The organism is Variovorax sp. KBS0712 (assembly GCF_006323185.2).
In the GTDB taxonomy this organism is placed as follows: domain Bacteria; phylum Pseudomonadota; class Gammaproteobacteria; order Burkholderiales; family Burkholderiaceae_C; genus Variovorax; species Variovorax boronicumulans.
Genome location: NZ_VCCD02000001.1, coordinates 3,138,033 through 3,160,603, shown reverse-complemented (window position 1 = coordinate 3,160,603; position 22,571 = coordinate 3,138,033). Strand labels below are relative to the sequence as shown.

Genomic DNA, 22,571 nt, shown 5'->3' with positions numbered 1-22,571 from the left:
ACCCGAATCCGGCGAAGAAGCGCTGTGGGAGGCGCGCGCTGACGCCTCCGGCGTTTCGGCCGGCTCTCAGGTATCGGGAGTGGGGCGCGTCAGCGACGCGGGCTCAGGCCAGCAGCGCCTTCACCAGGTCGAGTTGGCGGTCGGGCTTCTCGGTGCCCAGTTCGAGGCTGGCCTCGATGCGTTCGAGGTGCTCGATCATGCAGGTCACGGCCGCTTCGACGTCGCCCTTGCGGCACAGGCGCAGGAAGTCGGAATGCTCGTCGGACGAGCAGTGCGGGTCGTTCGACGAGTGGTAGAGCATCGCGATCAGCGAGCTGCGCGCCACCAGCTCACGCACCATCTCGGCCAGCGTGTGGTTGCCGGTGGCTTCGGCCAGCGCCACGTGAAAGTCGCCCAGCAGTTTCTCGCGCACCGTGCCCATGGTGGTGCTCTGGCGCAGCGCGGTGCGTTCGAACTTGATGTGCTGCTCGAGCGTCTGGTAGTCGCGCGGCCGGGCGTTGGCGATGAACAGGCGCACCACCTCGCGCTCGAGGATGCGGCGCACCGCGAACACTTCGCGGGCCTCGTCCACCGTGGGCTGGCAGACGAAGGCGCCCTTGTCGGGAATCATCTCGATGAGCTTGTCCTTCGACAGCATCAAGAGGGCCGCGCGCACCTTGGTGCGGCTCACCGAGTAGACGCGGCCCAGCGCCTCTTCGCGCAGCCAGGTGCCCGGCGGCAGGCGCTTCTCGACGATCGCGGTGGCGATGTCGTTGGCGATGCTCTCGATGGAACTGTTCTTGTCGGCCGGCGCCGCGCCGTTCTCGGCCGGTGCGGCAACGGGGGCGGCGGAAGGGACGGAGGTTTTGGAACTGGCGCGGGGCATCCGTCGATTGTGGCTCAGCGCGTGAGGGTGAAGGCCTCGAGCGCGCCGATCATGGGCTTGGGCAAGGGCCTTGCCAGCTCGCCGCGTTTGCTGGTGCGCAGCTTCAACGCCACCAGCGATTCGATGAGCTTGGTGCCCGCGGCCACGCCGTCGATCACCGGCACGCCGAGCACCTGCTCGATGTGCGCGCACAGGTCGGTCATGCCGGCGCAGCCGAGCACGATGCAGTCGGCGCCGTCTTCTTCCAGCGCGCGCCGGCATTCGTCGACGATGCGCTCGCGGGCGTTGGAGCCCGGCTCTTCCAGCTCGAGCACCGGCAGCTCGCAGGCGCGCACGTTGGCGCAGAAGCGCTCCATGCCGTAGATCTCGGCCAGGTGCCAGGCCTGGCCCATGGTGCGCCCCAGCGTGGTCACCACGCTGAAGCGGCTGCCGATCATGCTGGCCAGGTGCATCGCCGCTTCGGCGATGCCGACCACCGGGCCACGCGCCAGCTCGCGCGCCGCCTTCAGGCCCGGGTCGCCGAAGCAGGCGATCACGTAGCCGTCGATGCCGTCGCGCTCGCCCGCCGCGATCTCCTGCAGCAACCCCGGCACGGCCAGCGCCTCGTCGTAGTGGCTCTCGATGGAGACCGGCCCCATGGCCGGGCTCACGGCCACGATCTCGGTGCCGGCGTGCGCCACCGCGCGGGCGCAGGCACCGATCTTCTCGGTCATGCTCCAGGTGGTGTTGGGGTTGATGATCTTGATGCGCACGGCGCGGTCCCTTCTTCGGTCAGTTCTTCAAGTCTTGTTGTTGCGGTTCAAGAGCACGTAGAGCACGAAGCCCAGGCCCATGCCGATGAACCACGCATAGTTGGCGGCGCCGCGCAGCGTCGGCACCATCACGCACAGGATGGGCACGAGGGCCGAGGGCACCAGCGCCTGGATCGCCTTCGGGTTGTAGCCGCCGCTGTACCAGTACTTGCCCTGCTTGCTCATGGTGTAGAGCGCGTCGACGTCGATCTGCTGCTTGCGCACGATGTAGTAGTCGGCAATCAGGATGCCGAACAGCGGCCCGATGAACGAGCCCAGCACGTCCAGCGTGTAGTGAATGACCTCGGGGCTGTTGTAAAGGTTCCAGGGCGTGAGAAACACCGAGCCCACCGCGGCGATCATGCCGCCCGTGCGCCAGCTGATGTGCTGCGGCGCCACGTTCGAGAAGTCGAAGGCCGGCGACACGAAATTGGCCACGATGTTGATGCCGATGGTGGCGATCATGAAGGTCAGCGCGCCCAGCACCACGGCCGTGGTGCTGTCGATCTTGCCCACGGTGTGCACCGGGTCGGTGATCAGTTCACCAAAAACGGGCAGCGTGGCCGCCGTGGTGATCACGGTGAGCAGCGAGAAGAACACGAAGTTGACCGGCAGGCCCCAGAAGTTGCCTTTCTTCACCGCGTCGAAGCTCTTGCCGTAGCGCGAGAAGTCGCCGAAGTTGAGCATCGGCCCGCTGAAGTAGCTCACCACCAGCGCGATGGCCGAGAGCATCACCGGCAGCGCGTCCCAGCCCTGGAACTTGATGCCGCCCAGATTCAGGTCGATGTTGCTCCAGCCGGCCTTCCACACCAGCCAGCCGCACAGCACCGCCATTACCACGTACACCGCCGGGCCGGCCCAGTCGATGAACTTGCGAATCGCTTCCATGCCGTGCCAGAACACGAAGGCCTGCAACACCCACATGACCATAAACGCCACCCAGCCCAGGGCCGAGAGGCCGACGAAGCCGTACTGCGCCACGTCGGCATACGGTGCCAGGCCCGGCGCCATGTGCAGCGCCAGCACCATGAAGGCCGCCGACGCCAGGTAGGTCTGCACGCCGTACCAGGCCACCGCGATCAGTCCGCGGATGATGGCCGGGATGTTGGCGCCCAGCACGCCGAAAGAGGCGCGGCACACCACGGGGTAGGGCACGCCGGTCACCTGGCTGGGCTTGGCCACCAGGTTGCAGAAGACCTGCACGATCACGATGCCCACCAGCAGCGCCACCAGCACCTGCCAGCTCGACAGGCCCAGCGCGAACAGGCTGCCGGCCGTGATGTAGCCGCCCACGCTGTGCACGTCGGACATCCAGAACGCAAAGATGTTGTATTGCCCCCAGGTCTGCTTCTTGAGCGGGGCGAGGTCCTCGTTGGTCAGGCGCGGGTCGTAGCCCGGCTTGATGAGGGCATTCGATTCCGCGTGCGGCGCGATGCCGGCTTCGCTGGCCCCGGCGGGGGCATGGCTGGCGACTGTGCTCATGGTCTTTCCTCGTACTTGGTTGGGATGAGGGACTTTTTGACGCAAATTTCGCGCCGTCTTTATGGGTGCGTTATTTGTATACAAAAATTGAACTCAATCAAGACCATGCGGGGAATCATATATCCGTAGATTCCCTGATGCGGGGCGGGCCGGGGCAAAGAAAAAGCGCCATGCCCCGCGAGGGACATGGCGCCTTGAAGGCCGGGGGCGGGGGCGCCGCCTACTGTGCCGCCACCTTCACGAACACCGGATTCGAATAGAACCACAGGTCGTTGTAGTTGCGCGCATTGATCGCGTTGAAGCGCGTGACCGGGTCGTCGCCGGCCGGCGTGGGCGTGCGTGCATCGAACAGCGGCTCGCCGCCCGCGGTTTCGTTCGGCACGTCGGTGCCCAGGTTGGTGCCTCGCAGGCGGAAGTACTGGTTGTTGCCGGCCTTCACGGTGTAGCTCACCGCGAAGTAGCCTTCGGTATCGAGCGTCCAGTCGGCGCGGGTGAAGCGCTTGACCACGCGGGTCGTCGGGTTGGTGTCGCGCGCATAGCCGGGGGTGCCCGGGAGTTCGCGGCCGGTCACGTCGCCGGCGATGAGGTCGATGTGGTCGACCACCGGCTTCACGTTGGCGTACACGCCGCTGCCGAGCTGGTACTCGAAGTTGTTGCGCTCGGGGCTCTTGAAGCGGATGGTGATCTTCAGGTCTTCGCCGGGCTTGGCGCTCACTTCGGCGCCCATCTCGCCGGCACCCTTGGCGCTTTGCACCTTGAAGTCGAGCGCGTCGATCAGGCTGCCGTTGACCGCGAAGAGCTTGCCCGAGCGCATCGCGGTGAGCAGCGACTTCGGGTCCTTGATGTCGCCCCAGAGGTGGTTCCTGGCGTACTCGCCGGGCGCGTAGCCGCTGCTGTACAGGCCCTTGGAGGTCGTGAAGTGGTAGTCGGAATCGGCCGTGTTCCAGATGCGGCGGCCTTCTGACAGCAGGGCGTCCCAGGTGCCGCCGAGTTTGGCGACGAGGTAGTCGACGCCGCCGTAGGTGCGCGAGGGCAGGTTGGCCGGCGTGTAGGCGCTCTCGTAGCCGCCGCGGTCGGGCTCCATCTGGTTGCCGACCATGCCCTCGAGCGAGAACACGATGTCGGGCGCGGCGTCGTTCATCTCGCGCAGCTGGGTGGCCGTGTACTTGCCGGGGCTGCGCGAGGGGTGGTTGATCTGCAGGTAGCTGGAGTCGGGGTAGTTCTTCTTCAGCCACGCGATGGCCTTGAGCACGTCTTCGTGCGTCGTGAAGGCGCGGGCGTCCTTGGCGTTCCAGGCGGCCACGTCGGCGGCCGGGAACAGCGCGGGGTCGCGGTTGGTGAACAGGTATTCGAACTGGCTCACGGCCTTGAGTGCCGCGTCGGACATGGGGCTGTCGGTCAGGATGCCGACGTTGCCGTGGTCGTGCGTGGCCATGTCCCATTCGAAGGACGCGAAGATCGTCTTGTCGGCGTACTTGCCGCCGGCCTGCAGTGCCTTGATGCGCGGCACCTGATAGAGGGCCATGCCTCGCGAGAACGGAATCGCTGGGTCCAGCTTGCGGCCGTCGTTGTCATAGGAAGACATGCGCAAGTGGTCCGACAGCGCGACCCAGTCGAGGCCGAAGGTGTCGAAGGCCTTGGCGAGCACCTGGTCGAGCGTGGAGATCTGCTGCGTGTCCTCCGACTGGATGGTGTGGACATGCAGGTCGCCCACGGTCCAGCGGCCGGCCGGCGCGGCCGGTGGTGGTGTGGCGGGCGAGGGCGCCGGTGCGGGGGCCGGCGGTGCGACGGGCAGGCCGGCGAACGGCGCACCGCTGCCGGAGCCGCCGCCGCAGGCGGTCAGCAGGGCCGCGCCGAGCGCGAGCGAAGAGAAAAGCGTGGTGCGAAAGCGGGGTGCGGGAGACAGGGTTTTCATGGCGACACAAGCAGCAACGGCCAGCGCATGGCTGGCCGTCGCATCGGGATTTCAACGAGGCGGACGGCGTGAAAGCGCATCCGCCGGAGAACCCCGGAGTCTGAAATCCTGTCGTGACGCTTCGATGAAACCGAGATGAAAGTTCACGCCCGAAGGCATGCGCTTTCAGTCGCAGTTCAGGGCGTTCAGGCCAGCAGGTCGGCCAGCGTGCGCGCCACCACCTTGGTCGCGCGGCGCAGGTCTTCAAGCACCACGCGCTCGTCGCTGCGCTTGGCGTGCGACTCGAGCACGGTGCGCGGGCCGGCGCCGTAGATCACGCCGGGAATGCCGGCTTCGACGTATAGGCGCACGTCGGTGTACAGCGGCGTTCCCATGGCCTTGATGGGTTCGCCGAACAACTCGCCGCCGTGCTTCTGGATCGCGTCGACCAGCGGCTTGTTGCCGGCCAGCGGCTTCATCGAGTTGGCGAGCAGCATGCGCTTGATCTCGACCGTGATGCCCGCGCTCTCGGCGGCGGCATCGGCGATCACCTGGCGGATGTTGGCCTCAACCTCGACCGGGTTCTCTTCGGGGATCATGCGGCGGTCGAGCTTGAACACGACCTTGCCGGGCACGACGTTGGTGTTGGTGCCGCCCTCGATGCGCCCCACGTTCAGGTAGGGGTGCGTGATGCCCTCGACCTTCGACGTGACCTTCTGGTAGAGCGTGTTCTGCGCGTACAGCGCGTTCAGGATCTTGGTGGCGCCCTGCAGCGCGTCAATGCCGGTGGTGGGCACGGCGGCGTGGGCCATCTTGCCGTGCACGGTGACTTCCATCTGCAGGCAGCCGTTGTGGGCGGTGACCACTTCGTAGCTGAAGCCGGCCGCGATCATGAGGTCGGGCTTGGTCAGGCCCTTCTCGAGCAGCCAGCCCGGGCCGAGGATGCCGCCGAACTCTTCGTCGTAGGTGAAGTGCAGCTCGATGCTGCCCTGGGTGGGCTTGGCCACGGCCTCGAGCGCGCGCAGCGCGAAGGTGAAGCTGGCGAAGTCGCTCTTGCTGACGGCGGCGGCGCGGCCGTACAGGCTGCCGTCGACGATCTCGCCGCCGTAGGGGTCGTGCGTCCAGCCTTCGCCGGGCGGCACCACGTCGCCGTGGGCGTTGAGCGCCACGGTGCGCCCGCCGTTGCCGTACTTGCGGCGCACGATCAGGTTGGTGATCGATTCGAGGCCGTAGTCCTTCACGTCCTGCGCGGGCACGGCGTGCTTCTCGGCGTCGAGGCCGAAGTCTTTCAGCAGCTCGGCGGTGCGCTCGGCGTGCGGCGCGTTGTTGCCGGGCGGCGTGTCGGTGGGCACCTGCACCAGTTGCTGCAGGAATTGCACTTCCTCGTCGAAGTGGGCGTCGATCCAGGCGTCGAGTTTGGCGTAGTCGGTCATGGTGGTTGTTCTTGTGGGGTCGGTCAGTGGGCTTGTTCGGCGGCGAGGTTGTCCAGCAGGAGCTGGAAGGCCTGCACGGCGAGCTGGATGTCGTCGTTGGTGCTCGACTCGAGCGGGTTGTGGCTGATGCCCGAGTTGATGCCACGCACGAAGAGCATGGCCTGCGGCATCACCTCGTGCAGCTTCATTGCGTCGTGGCCGGCGCCGCTGGGCATGCGGAAGAGCGGAATGCCCAGCGCATCGACGGCCTGCTCCCAGCGCTGCTGCCAGGCGGGGGCGCTCGGCGCGGCGGCGGCGCGCATGGTTTCCTCGAGCTCGTAGCGCACGCCGCGGCGTTCGCAGATGTCCTTCAGTGCGGCGACCACGTCGTTGGCCAGCGCATCGCGCTGTGCGTTGTTGGGCGCGCGCAGGTCGAGGCTGAACTTGCAGCGGCCGGGCACGACGTTGATCGAACCACTCGGCACTTCGAGCATGCCGACGGTGCCGACCGAGTCGCCGTCTTTGGCGGCGCGCTGCTCGGTGTAGAGGATGAGTTCGGCCACGGCGGCGGCGGCGTCACGGCGGCGGTCCATGGGCGTGGTGCCGGCGTGGCTGGCCATGCCGATGACTTCGCCCACGTAGCGCACGCTGCCGTTGATGGAGGTGACGATGCCCAGCGGCAGGTCGAGCTCGGTGAGCACCGGGCCCTGTTCGATGTGCACCTCGACGAAGCCGAGGTAGCGCGCGGGGTCGCGCTGGATCTTCGGAATGTCTTCTTCCTTCAGGCCGGCGTGCTGCATGGCCTCGCGCATGGTGATGCCGTCGGCATCTTTCTGGTCGAGCCAGCGCGGGTCGAAGTGGCCGATGAGCGCGCCCGAGCCGAGGAAGGTGGCCTTGTAGCGCTGGCCCTCTTCTTCGGCGAAGCCGACGACCTCGAAAGCGAAGGGCAGGCGGCGGTTCTGGCGCTTGAGTTCGCGCACGCAGGCCATGGGCACGAAGATGCCCAGGCGGCCGTCGTACTTGCCGCCGTTGCGCACGGTGTCGTAGTGCGAGCCGGTGAGCAGGGTCTTGGCGTCGGGCGTGGCGCCTTCGTAGCGGCCGACCACGTTGCCGACCGCATCGATGTGCACGGAGTCGAAGCCGCAGTCGCGCATCCAGCCCGAGATGTTCGCGGCGCAGGCGCGGTGCGCGTCGGTCAGGTAGGTGACGGTGAGCTGGCCCTTCTCGGCATAGCCGGGGTCGGTGTGCACCGACAGCTGTTCCTGCCAGTCCCACACGTCGTTGCCGAGCGTGATGTCGGCGCCGAACTTGTCGTTCAGGCGGATCTCGGCGATGCGGTGGATGTTGCGCAGCGCCTCGCCAAGTTCGAAGCTCGGGTGGTTGTGCAGCCGGCGCGCAAAGGTCTCGATGATCTCGCGCTTGGCCAGGCCCGTGCCGCGCGGGCCGCGCACGGCCAGGATGAACGGGAAGCCGAACTTCGCGTTGTAGTCGGCGTTGAGCTTCTGGATCTGCGCGAACTCTTCGGGCGTGCAGTCGGTCAGGCCGGCCTTGTTCTGCTCGTTGGTCGACTCGGCGGTGAGCGTCTTGCTGACCATGGCCTTGCCGGCGAGCTCGGGGTGGGCGCGGATCAGGCCGATCTGCTCGTCGGCCGACGACGCGGCCAGCGCCTGCACCAGCGCGTGCTTCAGATGCGCGAGCGAGCGGAAGGGGCGCTGCACCAGCGCGCGCTGCGCGATCCAGGGCGAGTGTTCGTACACGCCGTCGAGCATGGCGACGGCAGCGGCCGGCCCCGCGGCGTTGAGTTGGGCAAGGGTGAGGAGAGGGGTGCTCATGATGCGGCTCCGGCTTCGAAAGGATGTGCCTGCTTCCAGTGGCGTGCGATGTCGACGCGGCGGCAGACCCAGACCTTGTCGTGCGTGGCGATGTGATCGAGGAAGCGCTGCAGCGCCGTGATGCGGCCGGGGCGGCCGAGCAGGCGGCAGTGCATGCCGATGCTCATCATCTTCGGGCTGTCGTCGCCGTTCGGGTCGCCTTCGGCGTACAGCGCGTCGAAGGTGTCCTTCATGTACTGGAAGAACGGGTCGGCGTGCGAGTAGCCCTGCGGCAGCGCAAAGCGCATGTCGTTGCAGTCCAGCGTGTAGGGCACGATGAGCTGGGGCACGACGCTGCCGTCGGTCTTTTGCACCTTCATCCAGAAGGGCAGGTCGTCGCCGTAGTAGTCGCTGTCGTACTCGAAGCCGCCGTAGTCGGCCACGAGGCGGCGGGTGCGCGGGCTGTCGCGGCCGGTGTACCAGCCGAGCGCGCGCTCGCCGGTGAGCTTTTCGATCGCTTCCATGCCCAGGCGCATGTGCTCGCGCTCGGTGGCTTCATCGAGGTTCTGGTAATGGATCCAGCGCCAGCCGTGGCAGGCGATCTCGTGGCCGAGTTCCTTGAAGGCGGCCGTGAGCTCGGGGTAGCGCTGCAGCGCCATGCCCACGCCGAACACGGTGAGTGGCAGGCCGCGCTTTTCGAACTCGCGCAGGATGCGCCACACGCCGGCGCGCGAGCCGTACTCGTAGATGCCTTCCATGCTGATGTGCCGGTCGGGGAAGCTCGCCGGGTTGAACATCTCGGAAAGGAACTGCTCGGAGCCCGCGTCGCCGTGCAGCGTGGCGTTCTCGCCGCCTTCTTCGTAGTTGAGGACGAACTGCACCGCCACGCGCGCGCCGCCGGGCCAGCGGGCGTGGGGCGGGTTGCGGCCGTAGCCGATCAGGTCGCGCGGGTAGGGCAGGGTGGTGTCGTAGACGGTCATATCAAGAACGATCGTGGCAGTGGTCGTGACTCATTCGCGAAACACCGTGGAACCGGCTTTGCCGGGCCACTGGTGTTGCCCCCTTGAGGGGGGAGGCGGCTACACGAAGTGAGCAAGCAACGGGGGTGGTCATGAGAGCGCGAGGGAGATGTCGTTGGTCGGGACCTTGCGGTCGAAGGTGAGGTTGGCCTCGACGTGTTCCAGATGCTCGGTCATGAGGCGCACGGCGAGTTCCTCGTCGCGCGCGGCCAGCGCCTTCACGATGTCGGCGTGCTCGTCGTTGGAGTGCTCGGCGGCGCTGGTGCTCTGGTACATGAGCGTGATGAGGGCGCAGCGCGAGATCAGCTCGCCCAATATTTGCGCCAGCACCTGGTTGCCCATGAGCTCGGCCATGCGCACGTGGAAGTCGCCCAAGAGCTCGGTGCGGCCCGACACGTCTTCGCCGCCGACGGCCGATTTCTCGAGCGCCACGTGCTCCTTGAGCGCCTTGATCTTGGCGGGCGTGACGCTGCGCACGAAGGCGCGGGTCATCTCGGCCTCGAGCATGCGGCGCACCGCGAACACCTGCTTGGCCTCGTCGACGGCGGGCGCGGCCACGAAGGCGCCGCGCGCCGGCTCGAGCCGGATCAGCTTGTTCTGCGAGAGCTGGAACAGCGCCTGGCGCACCAAGGTGCGCGACACGCCGAAGTGATCGGCCAGCTTCTGCTCGGCGAGCTTGGTGCCGGGCTGAAGGCGGTGCTCGACGATGGCCTTCGTGAGGGCATCGACGATCGAACGGGTGGTGGAGGACTCCATGTTTTTCATGATAGACCCAAAGCCGGTAACTGTATACACTTTTGTCCACCGGAATTTCCCGCACTCTGATCTCACCGATCCGACACCCTTTGAAGGAGGCCTCATGGGCTTGAGCACTCACGTACTGGACACGATGCACGGCGGCCCCGCGGCCGGCATGGAGGTGGCGCTGTACACCACCGACGGCGACGCCGCGACGCTGGTGAAGCGCTTCACGCTGAATTCGGACGGCCGCAGCGACGGACCGCTGTACGACAACAACTCGCTGAAAGTCGGCACCTACCGGCTGGTGTTCGACGTGGCGGGTTACTTCAAGGCCCGCGGCGTGACGCTGCCGGAGCCGAACTTCCTGAACAAGGTGGCGCTGGACTTCGGCGTGGCGCACACCGACCAGCACTACCACGTGCCTTTGCTCGTGAGCCCGTGGAGCTACTCCACCTATCGCGGCTCCTGAGGTCAGTCGCCTTGTTGCTGCCCTTCGGTCAGGGTGTCGAGCTGGAAGCGCCCGCTCTTGTCCCACAGCCAGGTGTCGGTCCACGTGACCGCGCCCAGGCGCTGGGCGGGCGGGAAGGGCGCGGCCTGCAGCACGGCGCGCTCGATCTCGGCGATCACCTCGGGCGCGTGCTTGGGCGCGCGCAGCCAGTGCATCGAGACCACCTTGCCGCCGGCGTCCAGGTTCACCTGCAGCGTGCCGACCGCGTACAGCAGCGGCGGCATCTGTCCCTTGTAGATGCGCGAGGCGTTGGCGTTGTAGATGTGGCGTGCGGCGTCGCGGCGGTACTCGCGTGCGGTGGCAGCACTCGAGGCGCGCGGTGCGGGCCCGCTGCCCTGTGCGCTGCTGGCGCCGCTCAGCTGGCCGGGCACCGAGCCCGTCGAGCCGCAGCCGGCGAGCCACAAGGCGGAAAGAACAGTGGCGGCCCAGGCGAGGCGGCGCGGCGTAAGCTGGCGGTTCGTCATCATCGCCGGGGTTATACCGTGAGTTGTTGCTGCCTCGGCAACCGAAGGTTTCGGGCATGAACGGTGCGGTCGATCAATTGCTGGCGCGTCTTCGCACCGAAGACGCGGTTCTGGTGCGCGTCGAATCGACCCAGGGCTCGGCCCCGCGCGAGGCCGGCACCTGGATGGCCGTCTGGGCCGACGGGCTCACGGCCACCATCGGCGGCGGGCAGCTGGAGTTCCAGGCCACGCAGGAAGCGCGCGAAATCCTGGCCGGCACGCGCAGCCTCGACGGCGTGCAGCGCTACCCGCTCGGCCCGAGCCTGGGACAGTGCTGCGGCGGCGTGATGTTCCTGACCTACCGGCGCATCGGCGCCGCCGACGCGCCCGCGCTGCAAAAAGAACTGGTGGCGCAGCTCGAACCCGTGGCCCTGTTCGGCGGCGGCCACGTGGGCGCCGCGCTGGCGCGCCTGCTGGCCGTGCTGCCGTTCTCGGTGCGCTGGATCGACAGCCGCGACGGCGTGTTCCCCGACGCACTGCCCGCGCAGATCGACACCGAGCACTCCGAGCCCGTGCAGGACGCCGTGGCCGCGCTCGCGCCCGGCAGCCGCGTGCTGATCATGAGCTTCAGCCACGCCGAAGACCTGGACATTGTCATCGCCTGCCTGAAGCGCCTGCGCACGCGCAACGACCTGCCCTACATCGGCCTCATCGGCAGCAAGACCAAGTGGGCCACCTTCCGCCACCGGCTGGAGGCGCGCGGCTTCACGGCCGACGAGCTGGCGCGCGTCACCTGCCCGATCGGCGTGCCCGGCATCACGGGCAAGGAACCCGAGGTGATCGCGGTCGCCGTGGCGGCACAGTTGTTGCAATCGCTGGGCTGAACAGGGTTTTCCCTTGGCGACGACGCCGCAAATAGCATCCCGCCTCGTGTCAAAACTGTATACACTTTCGGTCCACAACAAGCCGCAGCGGAGCGAGGTCGTTTTCAACGGACCTGCGTTCGCGGCACTTTCTCTGCTTACAGCGCCCGCGGTGGTGAGCAGGCTGAAACCCCTCCTTGGCGCCCCCACGCGCCAACAGGGTTGAGAGAGAGCACATGGAAAGCTACTACCTCGACTGGGCCAACCTGCTGCTGCGCTGGGTCCACGTCATCACCGCCATCGCCTGGATCGGCGCCTCCTTCTACTTCGTGATGCTGGACAACAGCCTCGAGAAGCCGCAGGACCAGGAATCGCTCGACAAGGGCGTGGGCGGCGAGCAATGGGCCGTGCACGGCGGCGGCTTCTACAACAGCCAGAAGTACGCGCTGGCGCCCAAGAAGCTGCCCGACCACCTGCACTGGTCGTACTGGGAAAGCTATTCGACCTGGCTCACGGGCTTTGCGCTCTTCACGATGTCGTACCTGTGGAACGCGAGCACGTACCTCATCGACAAGAGCAAGATGGACTGGCAGCCCGGCGCCGCCATTGCCGTGGCGCTGGCCTTCTTCGTCGTGTTCTGGATGGTCTACGACGGCATCTGCCAGATCTTCGGGCGCCGCAAGAATGGCGACACCATCGTCGGCGTGCTGATCGCGATCTTCATCGTCTTCGCGACCTGGCTGGCTTGCCAGTGGTTCGCGGGCCGCGCGGCCTTCCTGCTGGTGGGCGCCATGATGGCCACCACCATGAGTGGCAACGTGTTCTTCTGGATCATCCCGGGCCAGCGCAAGAACGTGAAGGCGCTGCGCGAAGGCCGGCCGGTCGACCCGGTGCACGGCCAGCGCGGCAAGCAGCGCAGCGTGCACAACACCTACTTCACGCTGCCGGTGCTGTTCGCGATGCTGAGCAACCACTACAGCTTCACCTACACGCACAAGTACAACTGGATCGTGCTGCTGCTGATCATGCTCGGCGGCGCGGCCATCCGGCAGTTCTTCGTGGTGCGCCACCGCTTCAAGCTGGGCAACGCGGGCAACCCGCTGCCCTACGCCATGGTCGGCATCGCGGTGCTGGGCCTGACCATCGTGTGGATGAAGCCCGAGCCGGCCGCCCCCGTCGCGGCCACCGCCGCCCAGGCCGCGCCCGCCGTGGCCTACCAGGACGTGCAGAAGGTGCTGGAGCAGCGCTGCTTCATGTGCCACGGCGCGGCCGTGCAGATGAAGAACGTGCGCGTCGACACGCCCGACCAGGTGACGGCGCATGCGCAGGCGATCTACCAGCAGGTCGTGGTGACCAAGATCATGCCGATGAACAACGCGACGAACATCACCGACGAAGAGCGGGCGTTGATCAGCCGCTGGTTCCAGGCCGGCGCCAAGACGAACTAGAAGACGGTGGCCTGCGAGGGCGGGCCACCGGTCGTCGCACAATCGCCGAATGGAGACAACACGCAAGCCATGACCGCATCGACCTCGCCCTCAGCCATCGCCGCTACGCCCGATCCGCGCGAAGCCCCGCGCGCCTTCCTCGAACACCTGTACCGCGTGGCGGTGGACCGCGCACTGCCGCTGTCCACGCTGGGCGCGCACCTGCCCAAGCCGCCCAAGGGCCGCACCGTGGTGCTGGGCGCCGGCAAGGCCGGCGGCTCGATGGTGCAGGCGCTCGAGGCGCTGTGGCCGGCCGACGCCCCGTTGTCGGGCCTGGTCGTCACGCGCTATGACCACATCCCGCCGCGTCCCGAAGGCGTGCCGCAGCGCATCGAGCTCGTCGAGGCCGCGCACCCCGTGCCCGACGCGGCCGGCCAGCAGGCGGCCGAGCGCATCCTGGCGCTCACGCAGGGCCTCACGGCCGACGACCTCGTGCTGTGCCTCATCTCCGGCGGCGGCTCGTCGCTGCTGGTGCTGCCCGCCGAAGGCCTCACGCTGGCCGACAAGCAGCGCATCAACAAGCAGCTGCTCGACAGCGGCGCCCACATCGGCGAGATGAACTGCGTGCGCAAGCACCTGTCGCGCATCAAGGGCGGCCGGCTCGCGGCGGCCTGCGCGCCGGCGCGCGTGGTCACGCTCACCATCAGCGACGTGCCGGGCGACGACCCGGCCGTGATCGCCAGCGGCCCCACCGTGCCCGACGCCACCACCTGCGCCGACGCGCTGGCCATCCTCGACCGCTACGGCATCGAGGTGCCGGCGCCCGTGCGCGCGCAGCTCGCCAGCGGCGCGCTCGAAACCCCCAAGCCCGACGACGCCGCGTTCGCCGGCCACAGCACCCACCTCATCGCCACGCCGCAGCAGTCGCTCGAAGCCGCCGCCGCGGCCGCGCGCGCCGCCGGCATCGGCGTGCACGTGCTGAGCGACGAAATGGAAGGCGAATCGCGCGAAGTGGGCAAGGTGCATGCGGCGCTCGCCCGCGCCGTGGCCCTGCGCGGCGAGCCCTTCGCCCGGCCCTGCGTCATCCTGTCGGGCGGCGAAACCACCGTCACCATCCGTCCGCGCCAGCCCGGCCAGGCCAAGGGCCGTGGCGGGCGGGCCGGCGAGTTCTGCATGGGCCTGGCCGGTGCGCTCATGGGCCAGCCGCAGGTGTGGGCGCTGGCCGCCGACACCGACGGCATCGACGGCGTGGAAGACAACGCCGGCGCCTTCGTCACGCCCGACACCCTGGCGCGCGCCACGGCGCAGGGCAAGAAGCTGTCCGATCACCTCGACCGCAACGACGCCTACGGCTATTTCGACGCCATCGGCGACCTGTTCGTGACCGGTCCGACGAACACCAACGTCAACGACTTCCGCGCGATCCTCGTGCTGTAGGCGCGCCCCGGCCCCTGGCGGGGGCCGCCGGCAAGCTTTGTGAACTCAGGTTAATCTACGGCCCCGGCGGCACTTGGCCGCCGTTGTCGCATGCGCACCCCCACGGGGTGCCGCGCCGCGCGCCCGATTTCCCGTTTCGTTTTCACCATCCAGTCCTCGAAGGAAAGAGTTCGCCATGACCGCCACCTACACCGACACCCGCCTGCTGATCGACGGCCAATGGGTCGACGCCGCCGACGGCAAGACGCTCGACGTGCTGAACCCCGCCACCGGCAAGGCCATCGGCAAGGTGGCGCACGCCAGCATCGTCGACCTCGACCGCGCCCTGGCCGCCGCCCAGCGCGGCTTCGAAGCCTGGCGCGACACGCCCGCCAACGAGCGCGCCGCCGTGATGCGCCGCGCCGCCGGCCTGATCCGCGAACGCGCCCTGGACATCGCCAAGCTGCTGACGCAGGAACAAGGCAAGCCGCTGGGCGAGGCCAAGGTCGAAATGATGGCCGCCGCCGACATCATCGAGTGGTTCGCCGACGAAGGCCGCCGCGTGTACGGCCGCATCGTGCCCTCGCGCAACCTGGCCGCGCAGCAGCTGGTCATCAAGGAGCCGGTCGGCCCCGTCGCGGCCTTCACGCCGTGGAACTTCCCCGTCAACCAGATCGTGCGCAAGCTCGGCGCCGCGCTGGCCACCGGCTGCTCCTTCCTGGTGAAGGCGCCCGAGGAAACCCCGGCCTCGCCGGCCGCGCTGCTCAAGGCGTTCGTCGACGCCGGCATTCCGGGCGGCGTGGTGGGCCTGGTGTTCGGCAACCCGGGCGAGATCTCGAGCTACCTCATCGCGCACCCGATCATCCGCAAGGTCACCTTCACTGGCTCGACCCCGGTCGGCAAGCAGTTGGCCGCGCTGGCCGGTTCGCACATGAAGCGCGTCACGATGGAACTGGGCGGTCACGCCCCGGTGATCGTGGCCGAAGACGCCGACGTGGCGCTGGCCGTCAAGGCCGCCGGTGCCGCCAAGTTCCGCAACGCGGGCCAGGTCTGCATCTCGCCGACCCGCTTCCTGGTGCACAACAGCCTGCGCCACGAGTTCGCCAGCCTGCTGGTCAAGCACGCCGAAGGCCTCAAGCTCGGCGACGGCCTGGTCGAAGGCACCAACCTCGGCCCGCTGGCCAACGCCCGCCGCCTCACGGCCATGGCCCACGTGCTGGAAGACGCGCGCAAGAAGGGCGCCACGGTCGCGACCGGCGGCGAACGCGTCGGCGACACCGGCAACTTCTTCGCACCCACCGTCATCACCGACGTGCCGCTGGACGCCGACGTGTTCAACAACGAACCCTTCGGCCCCATCGCCGCCATCCGCGGCTTCGACACGCTCGAAGAAGCCATCACCGAAGCCAACCGCCTGCCTTTCGGCCTGGCCGGCTACGCCTTCACCAAGTCGATCAAGAGCGCGCACCTGCTGAGCCAGAAGCTCGAGCTGGGCATGCTGTGGATCAACCAGCCCGCCACGCCCTCGCCGGAAATGCCGTTCGGCGGCGTGAAGGATTCGGGCTACGGTTCGGAAGGTGGCCCCGAGGCAATCGAGGCGTACCTGAACACCAAGGCTGTTTCGATCCTCGGCGTGTAAGTCAGTCGCCCATCGACGGCCTCTGTACCGCTTCTTGCGGCAAGGCGGCATCGCTCAAGGCGGTGCCGCTTTTTTTTGACGGGCCGCAGCTATTTGGGATCGAGCTTGTAGGCGTCGTAGATTCTTTTCATGTCTTTCTGAAGCGCTGCAGTTGCCGCCTGGGCGGCTGCGAGCATCTGTTGGCTCGCGACAGGATAGAACGCCCGCGAAAATTTTTCGCTGGAGGCTGCGACGAGCTGCCCGGATGGAGAAGAGTAAAAAGCGATCGCTACGCGGAGGTCGGCCTCGCTGAGATCAGGCAGGAAATGCTCGATGTAGAACGCTTTGAATTCCGCGCCGGTGCTGTAACTGCACACAGTTACTCTGTAGCGCCTGTGCGCGGCTTCGACATCAGGCCAGTAGGACGATTTGGGCGTGAGCGATCCAAAGCTCCTTGGATCCACTGTGTAGGCCTGGGTGGCGAAGCTTTGCGGTCCTTCTTCTGTGCACCGCGCCAGCAGTTCCTCGTACATCACGCCTAGGCGAGCAGCGTCGAAGAACTGCGCCGCCAGTTGCTTTTTTGAATCCGTCGACGATACCGAAGACGGCGAGGGCTGAGCGTGTGCTGCAACCATGGCTGTCAGCGTGGCCGCGATGGCAAAGCGTCCTCGGATGCGAACTTTCAATGTTTCTCTCCCGTATTTTCCGAACCCTGCCGTAGCGGGTTCTGTAGGTTGTCGGCACGGGATGGTAGCGCTGCTAATCCTCCGCGCAGGCGTTCCAGAACGCCTGCTGAACGCCTTCCAGCGTTTCCAGCTCCGCGATCACCTGGTCGAGCTCTTCGGGCTCGACCGCGGTGGCGTACAGCGTTGCCGCAATCTCCGTGTCGGCCTGCCCGAAGGCGTGCTGGTCGATGTCGCGCACCGGGTAGTTCGCGGCTTCCAGCTGCACCAGCAGCTGGTCCATCACCTCGGGCCGTGCCGCGCGTGAGCAGATCACGCGCACCGTGTACGTGGCCTCGCTCGATTCCTCGTGCACCGGGCGGCGGTTGATGCGGTTCACCACCGGCCGCAGCAGCGTGTTGCTTGCCAGCACGAAGAGCGCGGCGATCAATGCTTCGCCCAGCAGATCGGCGCCCGCGCAGGCGCCCACCGCGGCCGACCCCCACAGCGTGGCGGCCGTGTTCAGGCCCGTGATGTTGGCGCCTTCCTTCATGATCGCGCCGGCGCCCAGAAAGCCGATGCCCGAGACCACGTAGGCGACCACGCGCACCGCGCCGTCGGGGCCACCCAGGCGGGCCGCCATGTCGACGAACACGGCCGCGCCCACGGCCACCAGCGTGTTGGTGCGCAGCCCCGCGGTGCGCTGGCGCACCTGGCGCTCGAAGCCGATCAGCGAGCCCAGCAGAAAGGCCGCGCCCACGCTGACCAGGGTGTCCAGCAGCGAAGGCAGGTTGATGTGGCGAATGGCTTCCATGCGTGATCCTCCTGATCCTCTGTGTGCGAAGCAGGGTAGCGGCCTTGTGTGACAGCCGCGACCCTGCGTCCGCTGGGTGGTTCTTGTCTTACTGCCAGCCGTACTTGCGCGCGTACCAGCCCTTCACGGCCTGCGTCAGCGTCGCGTAGCCGACGAGCATCAGCACCAGCCACGGGAAGTACGCGAGCGGCAGCGCCTGCAGCTTGAAGTAGTGCGCCAGCGGTCCCATCGGCAGCCAGATGCCCACGGCCGCAATCGCCGCGCCCATGGCCAGCAGCGGCCAGGCCGCGCGGCTTTGCAGGAACGGAATCTTGCGGGTGCGGATCAGGTGCACGATCAGCGTCTGCGACAGCAGGCCCTCGATGAACCAGCCCGACTGGAACAGCGTCTGGTGCTCCACCGAGTTGGCCGCGAACACGAACCACATCACGGTGTAGGTCAGGATGTCGAACACCGAGCTCAGCGGCCCGAAGAACACCATGAAGCGGCCCAGGTCGGACGGGTTCCAGCGCTGCGGCGTCTTCAGGAACTCCTCGTCCACGTTGTCGAACGGGATCGCGATCTGCGACACGTCGTACAGCAGGTTCTGCACCAGCAGGTGCAGCGGCAGCATTGGCAAAAAGGGCAGGAAGGCACTGGCCACCAGCACCGAGAACACGTTGCCGAAGTTCGAGCTGGCCGTGATCTTGATGTACTTGAGCATGTTGGCGAAGGTGCGGCGGCCTTCGACCACGCCTTGCTCCAGCACCATCAGACTCTTCTCGAGCAGGATGATGTCGGCCGATTCCTTGGCCACGTCCACTGCGCCGTCCACCGAGATGCCGATGTCGGCGGCGCGCAGCGCGGGCGCGTCGTTGATGCCGTCGCCCATGAAGCCGACCACGTGGCCGTTGGCATGCAGCGCCTGCACGATGCGTTCCTTGTGCGCGGGCGTGAGCTTGGCGAACACCTGGCGCATTTCGACCACCTGCCGCAGCTCGGCCTCGTTCATGCGCTCGACCTCGTGGCCCAGCACCATGCGCCCGGCGTCGATGCCGACGTCGCCGCAGACCTTGCGCGTGACCAGCTCGTTGTCGCCGGTCAGCACCTTCACCGCCACGCCGTGCGCGGCCAGCGCCTGCAGCGCGGGCGCGGTCGATTCCTTCGGTGGATCGAGGAAGGCGACGTAACCCAGCAGCGTGAGCCCCGCCTCGTCGGCCACGCCGTAGGCCGGCTTGCGCGCACCGGCATGCAGCGTGCGGCTGGCCACGGCCACCACGCGCAGGCCCTGGGCATTGAGCTCCGAGGCCACGCGGTGGATGCGCGCCATCACGTCGGCGTCGAGCGCGAGCACTTCGGCGCCGCGTTCGACCGAGGTGCACACCGACAGGATCTCTTCGAGCGCGCCCTTGCAGATCAGCAGGTGCTCGTCCTCGCCGTGCGCCACCACCACCGACATGCGACGGCGCGAGAAGTCGAAGGGCACTTCGTCGACCTTGCGCCAGCTTGTCTGCAGCTGCGCATCGAGCTGCACCTCGGCGTGGCTGAGCACGGCCTTGTCGAGCAGGTTCTTCAGCCCGGTCTGGTGAAAGCTGTTGAGGTAGGCCTGCTGCAGCACGTGGTCGGAGTCTTCGCCCCAGGCGTTGGTGTGGCGTTCGAGCACGATGCGGTCCTGCGTCAGCGTGCCGGTCTTGTCGGTGCACAGCACGTCCATCGCGCCGAAGTTGTGGATGGCCTCGAGCCGCTTCACGATCACCTTGCGGCGCGACATCACGACCGCGCCCTTGGCCAGCGTGGCCGTCACGATCATCGGCAGCATCTCGGGCGTGAGGCCGACCGCGATCGACAGCGCGAACAGCGCCGCCTCCCACCAGTCGCCCTTGGTCACGCCGTTGATCACCAGCACCAGCGGCGCCATCACCAGCATGAAGCGGATCAGCAGCCAGCTCACGCGGTTGATGCCGGCCTGGAAGGCGGTGGTGCCGCGGTCGGTGGCGCTCACGCGCTGGGCCAGCGCGCCGAAGAAGGTGCGCTCGCCGGTGTGCACGATCACCGCGGTGGCGGTGCCGCTGATCACGTTGGTGCCCATGAACAGCAGGTTGTCGCGCTCCAGCACGCCGGCCTGGTGGTCGGCGGCGGTGGCTGCGAACTTCTCCACCGGCATCGATTCGCCGGTGAGCGCCGACTGGCTGATGAACAGGTCCTTGGCCGAGAGCAGGCGCGCGTCGGCCGGGATCATGTCGCCGGCCGACAGCGCGATCACGTCGCCGGGCACGAGGTCGCGCATCGGCACTTCGATGCGTTGCGTGCCGGCGTGCGCGAGGTCGAAGCCGTCGTCACCGGCGCGTCCGGCCTTCTCGCCGGGCGCGGGGCGCAGCACCGTCGAGGTGTTGCTGACCATCGCCTTGAGCCGGTCGGCGGCCTTGTTGGAGCGCGACTCCTGCAGGAAGCGCAGCACGGTCGACAGCAGCACCATGCTGCCGATCACCACCGTGGCCTTCGTGTCCTCGGTGATGTAGGAGACCAGCGCGAGCACCGTCAGCAGCAGGTTGAAGGGGTTGCGGTAGCACTGCCACAGGTGGTTCCACCACGGCAGCGGCTGCTCGTGGCGCACCTCGTTGCTGCCCAGCCGCTTGCGCAGCGCCAGCGCGTGCACCTCGGTCAGGCCTTGCGATGAGCTGTTCATGCGCACCAGCACCTCGCCCGCGTCGGTGTGCGAGGCGGCGGCCAGCGCCTTGGCGATCTCGGCCGGCATCGCGGCCGAGCCCAGACTGCTGGGCTTGGCGCTCAGCAGCGTCTGCCAGCGCTCGAAGTGGTGCCGCATGTGGCGGCTGCGCAGGAAGCTTTCGAAAAAGGACTTCAGGACGTTCTTCATTGTTCTTCTCCTGTGTGAGGGCGCTCAGCGAGCGAACGCCCAGGTGAGGCCCAGCGTCCAGCCGCGCGGGCCGTCGTGGCGCAGGTCGCGGGCATGGCTGAGGTCGACGTTCAGGGCCGGCGTGGCCGCCCAGCGCAGGCCGGCGCGCCAAGCGTTGCGCCCGCCTTCGCGGAAGCGCTCGGCCACGAGCGACAGCGCGGGCAGGGCGGCCCATTCGAGCGCCGCGCCCGAGTGGCTGGTGCTCGGCTGCGCGCGATGGAAGTCGCGGCCCAGGTTCAGGTGGGCGCGCCAGGCGTCGTCGAACTGCCAGGTGACGGGGATCACCACGCTGCCGTCGGTGAGACGCAGCGAGGCGTTACCGACGTTGCTGCGTTGCCACGAGGCAGAGGCCAGCACGCCGGCGCTCAGCGTGTTGGTGAGCGCGAAGGCCCACTTGATCTGCGGGCCGGCGCGCAGCGTGCGGCCTTCGGCGTTGCGCTCACGCTCGAGGTTCAGGCCGAGCTCGACCGGGCCGACACGGCAGGCCGGGCCGAGGTGCACGAGGCGCTGGCCGGCCCAGGTTTCGATCTGGCACTGGCCCGGATCGAGGATGGCGGCGTCGTCCACCGAATGGTGGCCGCCGGCGGCGTGGGTCTGCGTGGCGGCCAGGCCGCAGAGCGTGGCGAGCCAGGCGCGGCTTGGCGCGCGGCGGCGGAAGGTAAGAGGGCGGGCGTTGGAACGGGCGGCCGTGGCCGTCCGCACGACACGCCGAAGGCGTTCGCGGGTCATGGGTGTTTCTCCTTCGGGTGCGGCGCGCCGCGAAGGAGGGAAACGCCCGTGACGACTTGCTTAATTACTCAGCAGTCAGCCGGCGGCGCTCCTCCGCAGCGCGGCAGGCTGCGAGGTGAATGGGGGATCGATCGGGCAGTGAAGGCGGCGCACAGCGGCGCAAGCAAGGGTCCGGGTCCATGAGGGCCTCCTGTTCTGTGGGGGTGGCAGGGGCGGGCTTCAGCGGCGCGTGGTGCCGTGGCCGGGCTGTTCGAGCAGCAGGAAGAAGCTGCGGATGCGGCGCGTGGTCCACAGCGCGGCGGCGCGGTCCAGGGCCTGCTCGTCGTCGACGTGCGGGGCCGGGTTCACACGCACAGGCGCACCGGCGTGCGCCGACGGGCGACCGTGAGACGGTCGCACCTGCGGATGCAACGGACGAATCTGAAACTGGCGCATGACAAGGCTCCTTCACGCTGAAGGGCCTCGCGCACGGACGCACGCAAGCTGACTGACAAAGTCAGCGACGAAGAACAACGGGAATCGGTAGGGGGAGCCGCTTGCCCGTGGGGCAAGGGGTTCGCGCTGCGGACACGGCGGCCGCAAGCGCGGGAGCTGCCTGCGCTAGAGGGCCGGGGGTGTCACGCCTGCCGAGGCACGCGTCTTGTCACTGATCCAACTGGCACTGTCCACGCACGGGGCTCCGAAATGATGATTTCCGGATTGTTGCACCGCATCATTGCCAGCGTCAACCCTTGGCATGAAGCAACAGGCTGCGCCGGGGTGGCGCGAGGTGGAGGCGGGCGTCGTTCGCGCTGCGTTCGATGGGGCTCGGAAACCAGCGAAAGACGTTCGAGTCGCCGCGCCAGCCGTCGCTGAAGCGCACGAACAGGAAGCCCGACATCGCATTGCCCAGGTCGTCCACCGGAATGCCCGCGGCGCGCAGGGCCTCGACCTCTTGCGCGGCGCTCATGTCGAAGGGAAGTTTCAGCGTGATGCTCGCGCTGTGAAGACTGGGTCGGGGCATCGTGACCTCCTTTGCACTGACCATGGGCCGTAGTGAAGCGCAAGGAGTTGTGTCAGGCGATACCGAAGATATGGGAGCTGTCCATTGGACAGAGAGGGTGCGAATCGCCCTCGCTCCCTCGTGGCATCCCCCGACCGGGGGATGCGATGGGTAGGGTGGCCTATGCCGAATGCCTGCCCT

Annotated in this window: 20 protein-coding genes; 5 read left to right on the top strand and 15 right to left on the bottom strand. The window is 67.7% G+C overall.

The genetic code is table 11. From position 1 onward, the window contains the following. Positions 1 to 103: 103 nt before the first annotated feature. The 8 genes from FFI97_RS14630 to FFI97_RS14595 form a co-directional block, all read right to left on the bottom strand. On the bottom strand, positions 104 to 865 hold the full coding sequence (locus FFI97_RS14630; RefSeq protein WP_095744177.1) for a GntR family transcriptional regulator: 762 nt from the start codon (positions 863 to 865) through the stop codon (positions 104 to 106). A 14-nt stretch (positions 866 to 879) separates the two neighbouring features. Beyond that, positions 880 to 1,617, bottom strand: a complete 738-nt coding sequence (locus FFI97_RS14625; RefSeq protein WP_070061684.1) for an aspartate/glutamate racemase family protein — start codon at positions 1,615 to 1,617, stop codon at positions 880 to 882. Between the two features lie 27 nt (positions 1,618 to 1,644). Further along, entirely contained in the window at positions 1,645 to 3,138 is a 1,494-nt protein-coding gene (locus FFI97_RS14620) for an NCS1 family nucleobase:cation symporter-1 (protein ID WP_139702714.1), read from the bottom strand. A 220-nt stretch (positions 3,139 to 3,358) separates the two neighbouring features. Continuing rightward, complete coding sequence (locus tag FFI97_RS14615; RefSeq protein WP_139702713.1) at positions 3,359 to 5,053, bottom strand: S-layer protein; 1,695 nt, start codon at positions 5,051 to 5,053, stop codon at positions 3,359 to 3,361. A gap of 185 nt (positions 5,054 to 5,238) precedes the next feature. Further along, entirely contained in the window at positions 5,239 to 6,465 is a 1,227-nt protein-coding gene (locus FFI97_RS14610) for a M20 family metallopeptidase (protein WP_139702712.1), read from the bottom strand. Positions 6,466 to 6,488: 23 nt separating this feature from the next. Then, positions 6,489 to 8,276, bottom strand: a complete 1,788-nt coding sequence (uraD, locus tag FFI97_RS14605; RefSeq protein WP_139702711.1) for a 2-oxo-4-hydroxy-4-carboxy-5-ureidoimidazoline decarboxylase — start codon at positions 8,274 to 8,276, stop codon at positions 6,489 to 6,491. Further along, positions 8,273 to 9,235, bottom strand: a complete 963-nt coding sequence (gene puuE, locus FFI97_RS14600; RefSeq protein ID WP_062480836.1) for an allantoinase PuuE — start codon at positions 9,233 to 9,235, stop codon at positions 8,273 to 8,275. Before puuE ends, uraD begins: the two co-directional genes overlap by 4 nt. A 129-nt stretch (positions 9,236 to 9,364) precedes the next feature. Then, positions 9,365 to 10,039: a GntR family transcriptional regulator gene (locus FFI97_RS14595; protein WP_056574067.1), complete on the bottom strand. Its 675-nt coding sequence runs from the start codon at positions 10,037 to 10,039 to the stop codon at positions 9,365 to 9,367. A 94-nt stretch (positions 10,040 to 10,133) separates the two neighbouring features. Here FFI97_RS14595 and uraH point away from each other — a divergent pair, with 94 nt between their 5' ends. After that, entirely contained in the window at positions 10,134 to 10,484 is a 351-nt protein-coding gene (gene uraH, locus FFI97_RS14590; RefSeq protein ID WP_139702710.1) for a hydroxyisourate hydrolase, read from the top strand. A 2-nt stretch (positions 10,485 to 10,486) separates the two neighbouring features. Here uraH and FFI97_RS14585 read toward each other — a convergent pair whose 3' ends face one another. After that, a complete protein-coding gene (locus tag FFI97_RS14585) occupies positions 10,487 to 10,990 on the bottom strand; it encodes a hypothetical protein (RefSeq protein ID WP_070061691.1) in 504 nt (167 codons plus the stop codon). A gap of 53 nt (positions 10,991 to 11,043) precedes the next feature. Between FFI97_RS14585 and xdhC the strand changes: the two genes are divergently transcribed. The 4 genes from xdhC to FFI97_RS14565 all read left to right on the top strand — a co-directional run bounded on the left by xdhC (position 11,044) and on the right by FFI97_RS14565 (position 16,311). Continuing rightward, a complete protein-coding gene (xdhC, locus tag FFI97_RS14580; RefSeq protein ID WP_139702709.1) occupies positions 11,044 to 11,850 on the top strand; it encodes a xanthine dehydrogenase accessory protein XdhC in 807 nt (268 codons plus the stop codon). Between the two features lie 215 nt (positions 11,851 to 12,065). After that, on the top strand, positions 12,066 to 13,277 hold the full coding sequence (locus FFI97_RS14575; RefSeq protein ID WP_095744185.1) for a urate hydroxylase PuuD: 1,212 nt from the start codon (positions 12,066 to 12,068) through the stop codon (positions 13,275 to 13,277). Positions 13,278 to 13,346: 69 nt separating this feature from the next. Beyond that, positions 13,347 to 14,693 carry a glycerate kinase gene (locus FFI97_RS14570; RefSeq protein ID WP_139702708.1) on the top strand — a complete coding sequence of 449 codons (1,347 nt, stop codon included), beginning with the start codon at positions 13,347 to 13,349 and terminating at the stop codon, positions 14,691 to 14,693. A gap of 175 nt (positions 14,694 to 14,868) precedes the next feature. Continuing rightward, complete coding sequence (locus FFI97_RS14565; RefSeq protein WP_095946746.1) at positions 14,869 to 16,311, top strand: NAD-dependent succinate-semialdehyde dehydrogenase; 1,443 nt, start codon at positions 14,869 to 14,871, stop codon at positions 16,309 to 16,311. Positions 16,312 to 16,400: 89 nt separating this feature from the next. On the opposite strand, the gene FFI97_RS14560 is transcribed toward FFI97_RS14565, so the two are convergent. The 6 genes from FFI97_RS14560 to FFI97_RS14535 form a co-directional block, all read right to left on the bottom strand. After that, complete coding sequence (locus tag FFI97_RS14560) at positions 16,401 to 16,976, bottom strand: DUF2059 domain-containing protein (RefSeq protein ID WP_139702707.1); 576 nt, start codon at positions 16,974 to 16,976, stop codon at positions 16,401 to 16,403. 73 nt (positions 16,977 to 17,049) lie between these two features. Then, positions 17,050 to 17,766 carry an MgtC/SapB family protein gene (locus FFI97_RS14555; protein ID WP_139702706.1) on the bottom strand — a complete coding sequence of 239 codons (717 nt, stop codon included), beginning with the start codon at positions 17,764 to 17,766 and terminating at the stop codon, positions 17,050 to 17,052. Between the two features lie 88 nt (positions 17,767 to 17,854). Next, positions 17,855 to 20,620, bottom strand: a complete 2,766-nt coding sequence (gene mgtA, locus FFI97_RS14550; RefSeq protein ID WP_139702705.1) for a magnesium-translocating P-type ATPase — start codon at positions 20,618 to 20,620, stop codon at positions 17,855 to 17,857. Between the two features lie 24 nt (positions 20,621 to 20,644). After that, entirely contained in the window at positions 20,645 to 21,388 is a 744-nt protein-coding gene (locus tag FFI97_RS14545) for a hypothetical protein (RefSeq protein WP_139702704.1), read from the bottom strand. A gap of 219 nt (positions 21,389 to 21,607) precedes the next feature. Next, positions 21,608 to 21,823 (bottom strand): hypothetical protein, encoded by a 216-nt coding sequence (locus FFI97_RS14540; RefSeq protein WP_139702703.1) that lies wholly within the window; start codon positions 21,821 to 21,823, stop codon positions 21,608 to 21,610. A gap of 289 nt (positions 21,824 to 22,112) precedes the next feature. After that, positions 22,113 to 22,391 (bottom strand): hypothetical protein, encoded by a 279-nt coding sequence (locus FFI97_RS14535; RefSeq protein WP_260684999.1) that lies wholly within the window; start codon positions 22,389 to 22,391, stop codon positions 22,113 to 22,115. Positions 22,392 to 22,571 lie beyond the last annotated feature (180 nt).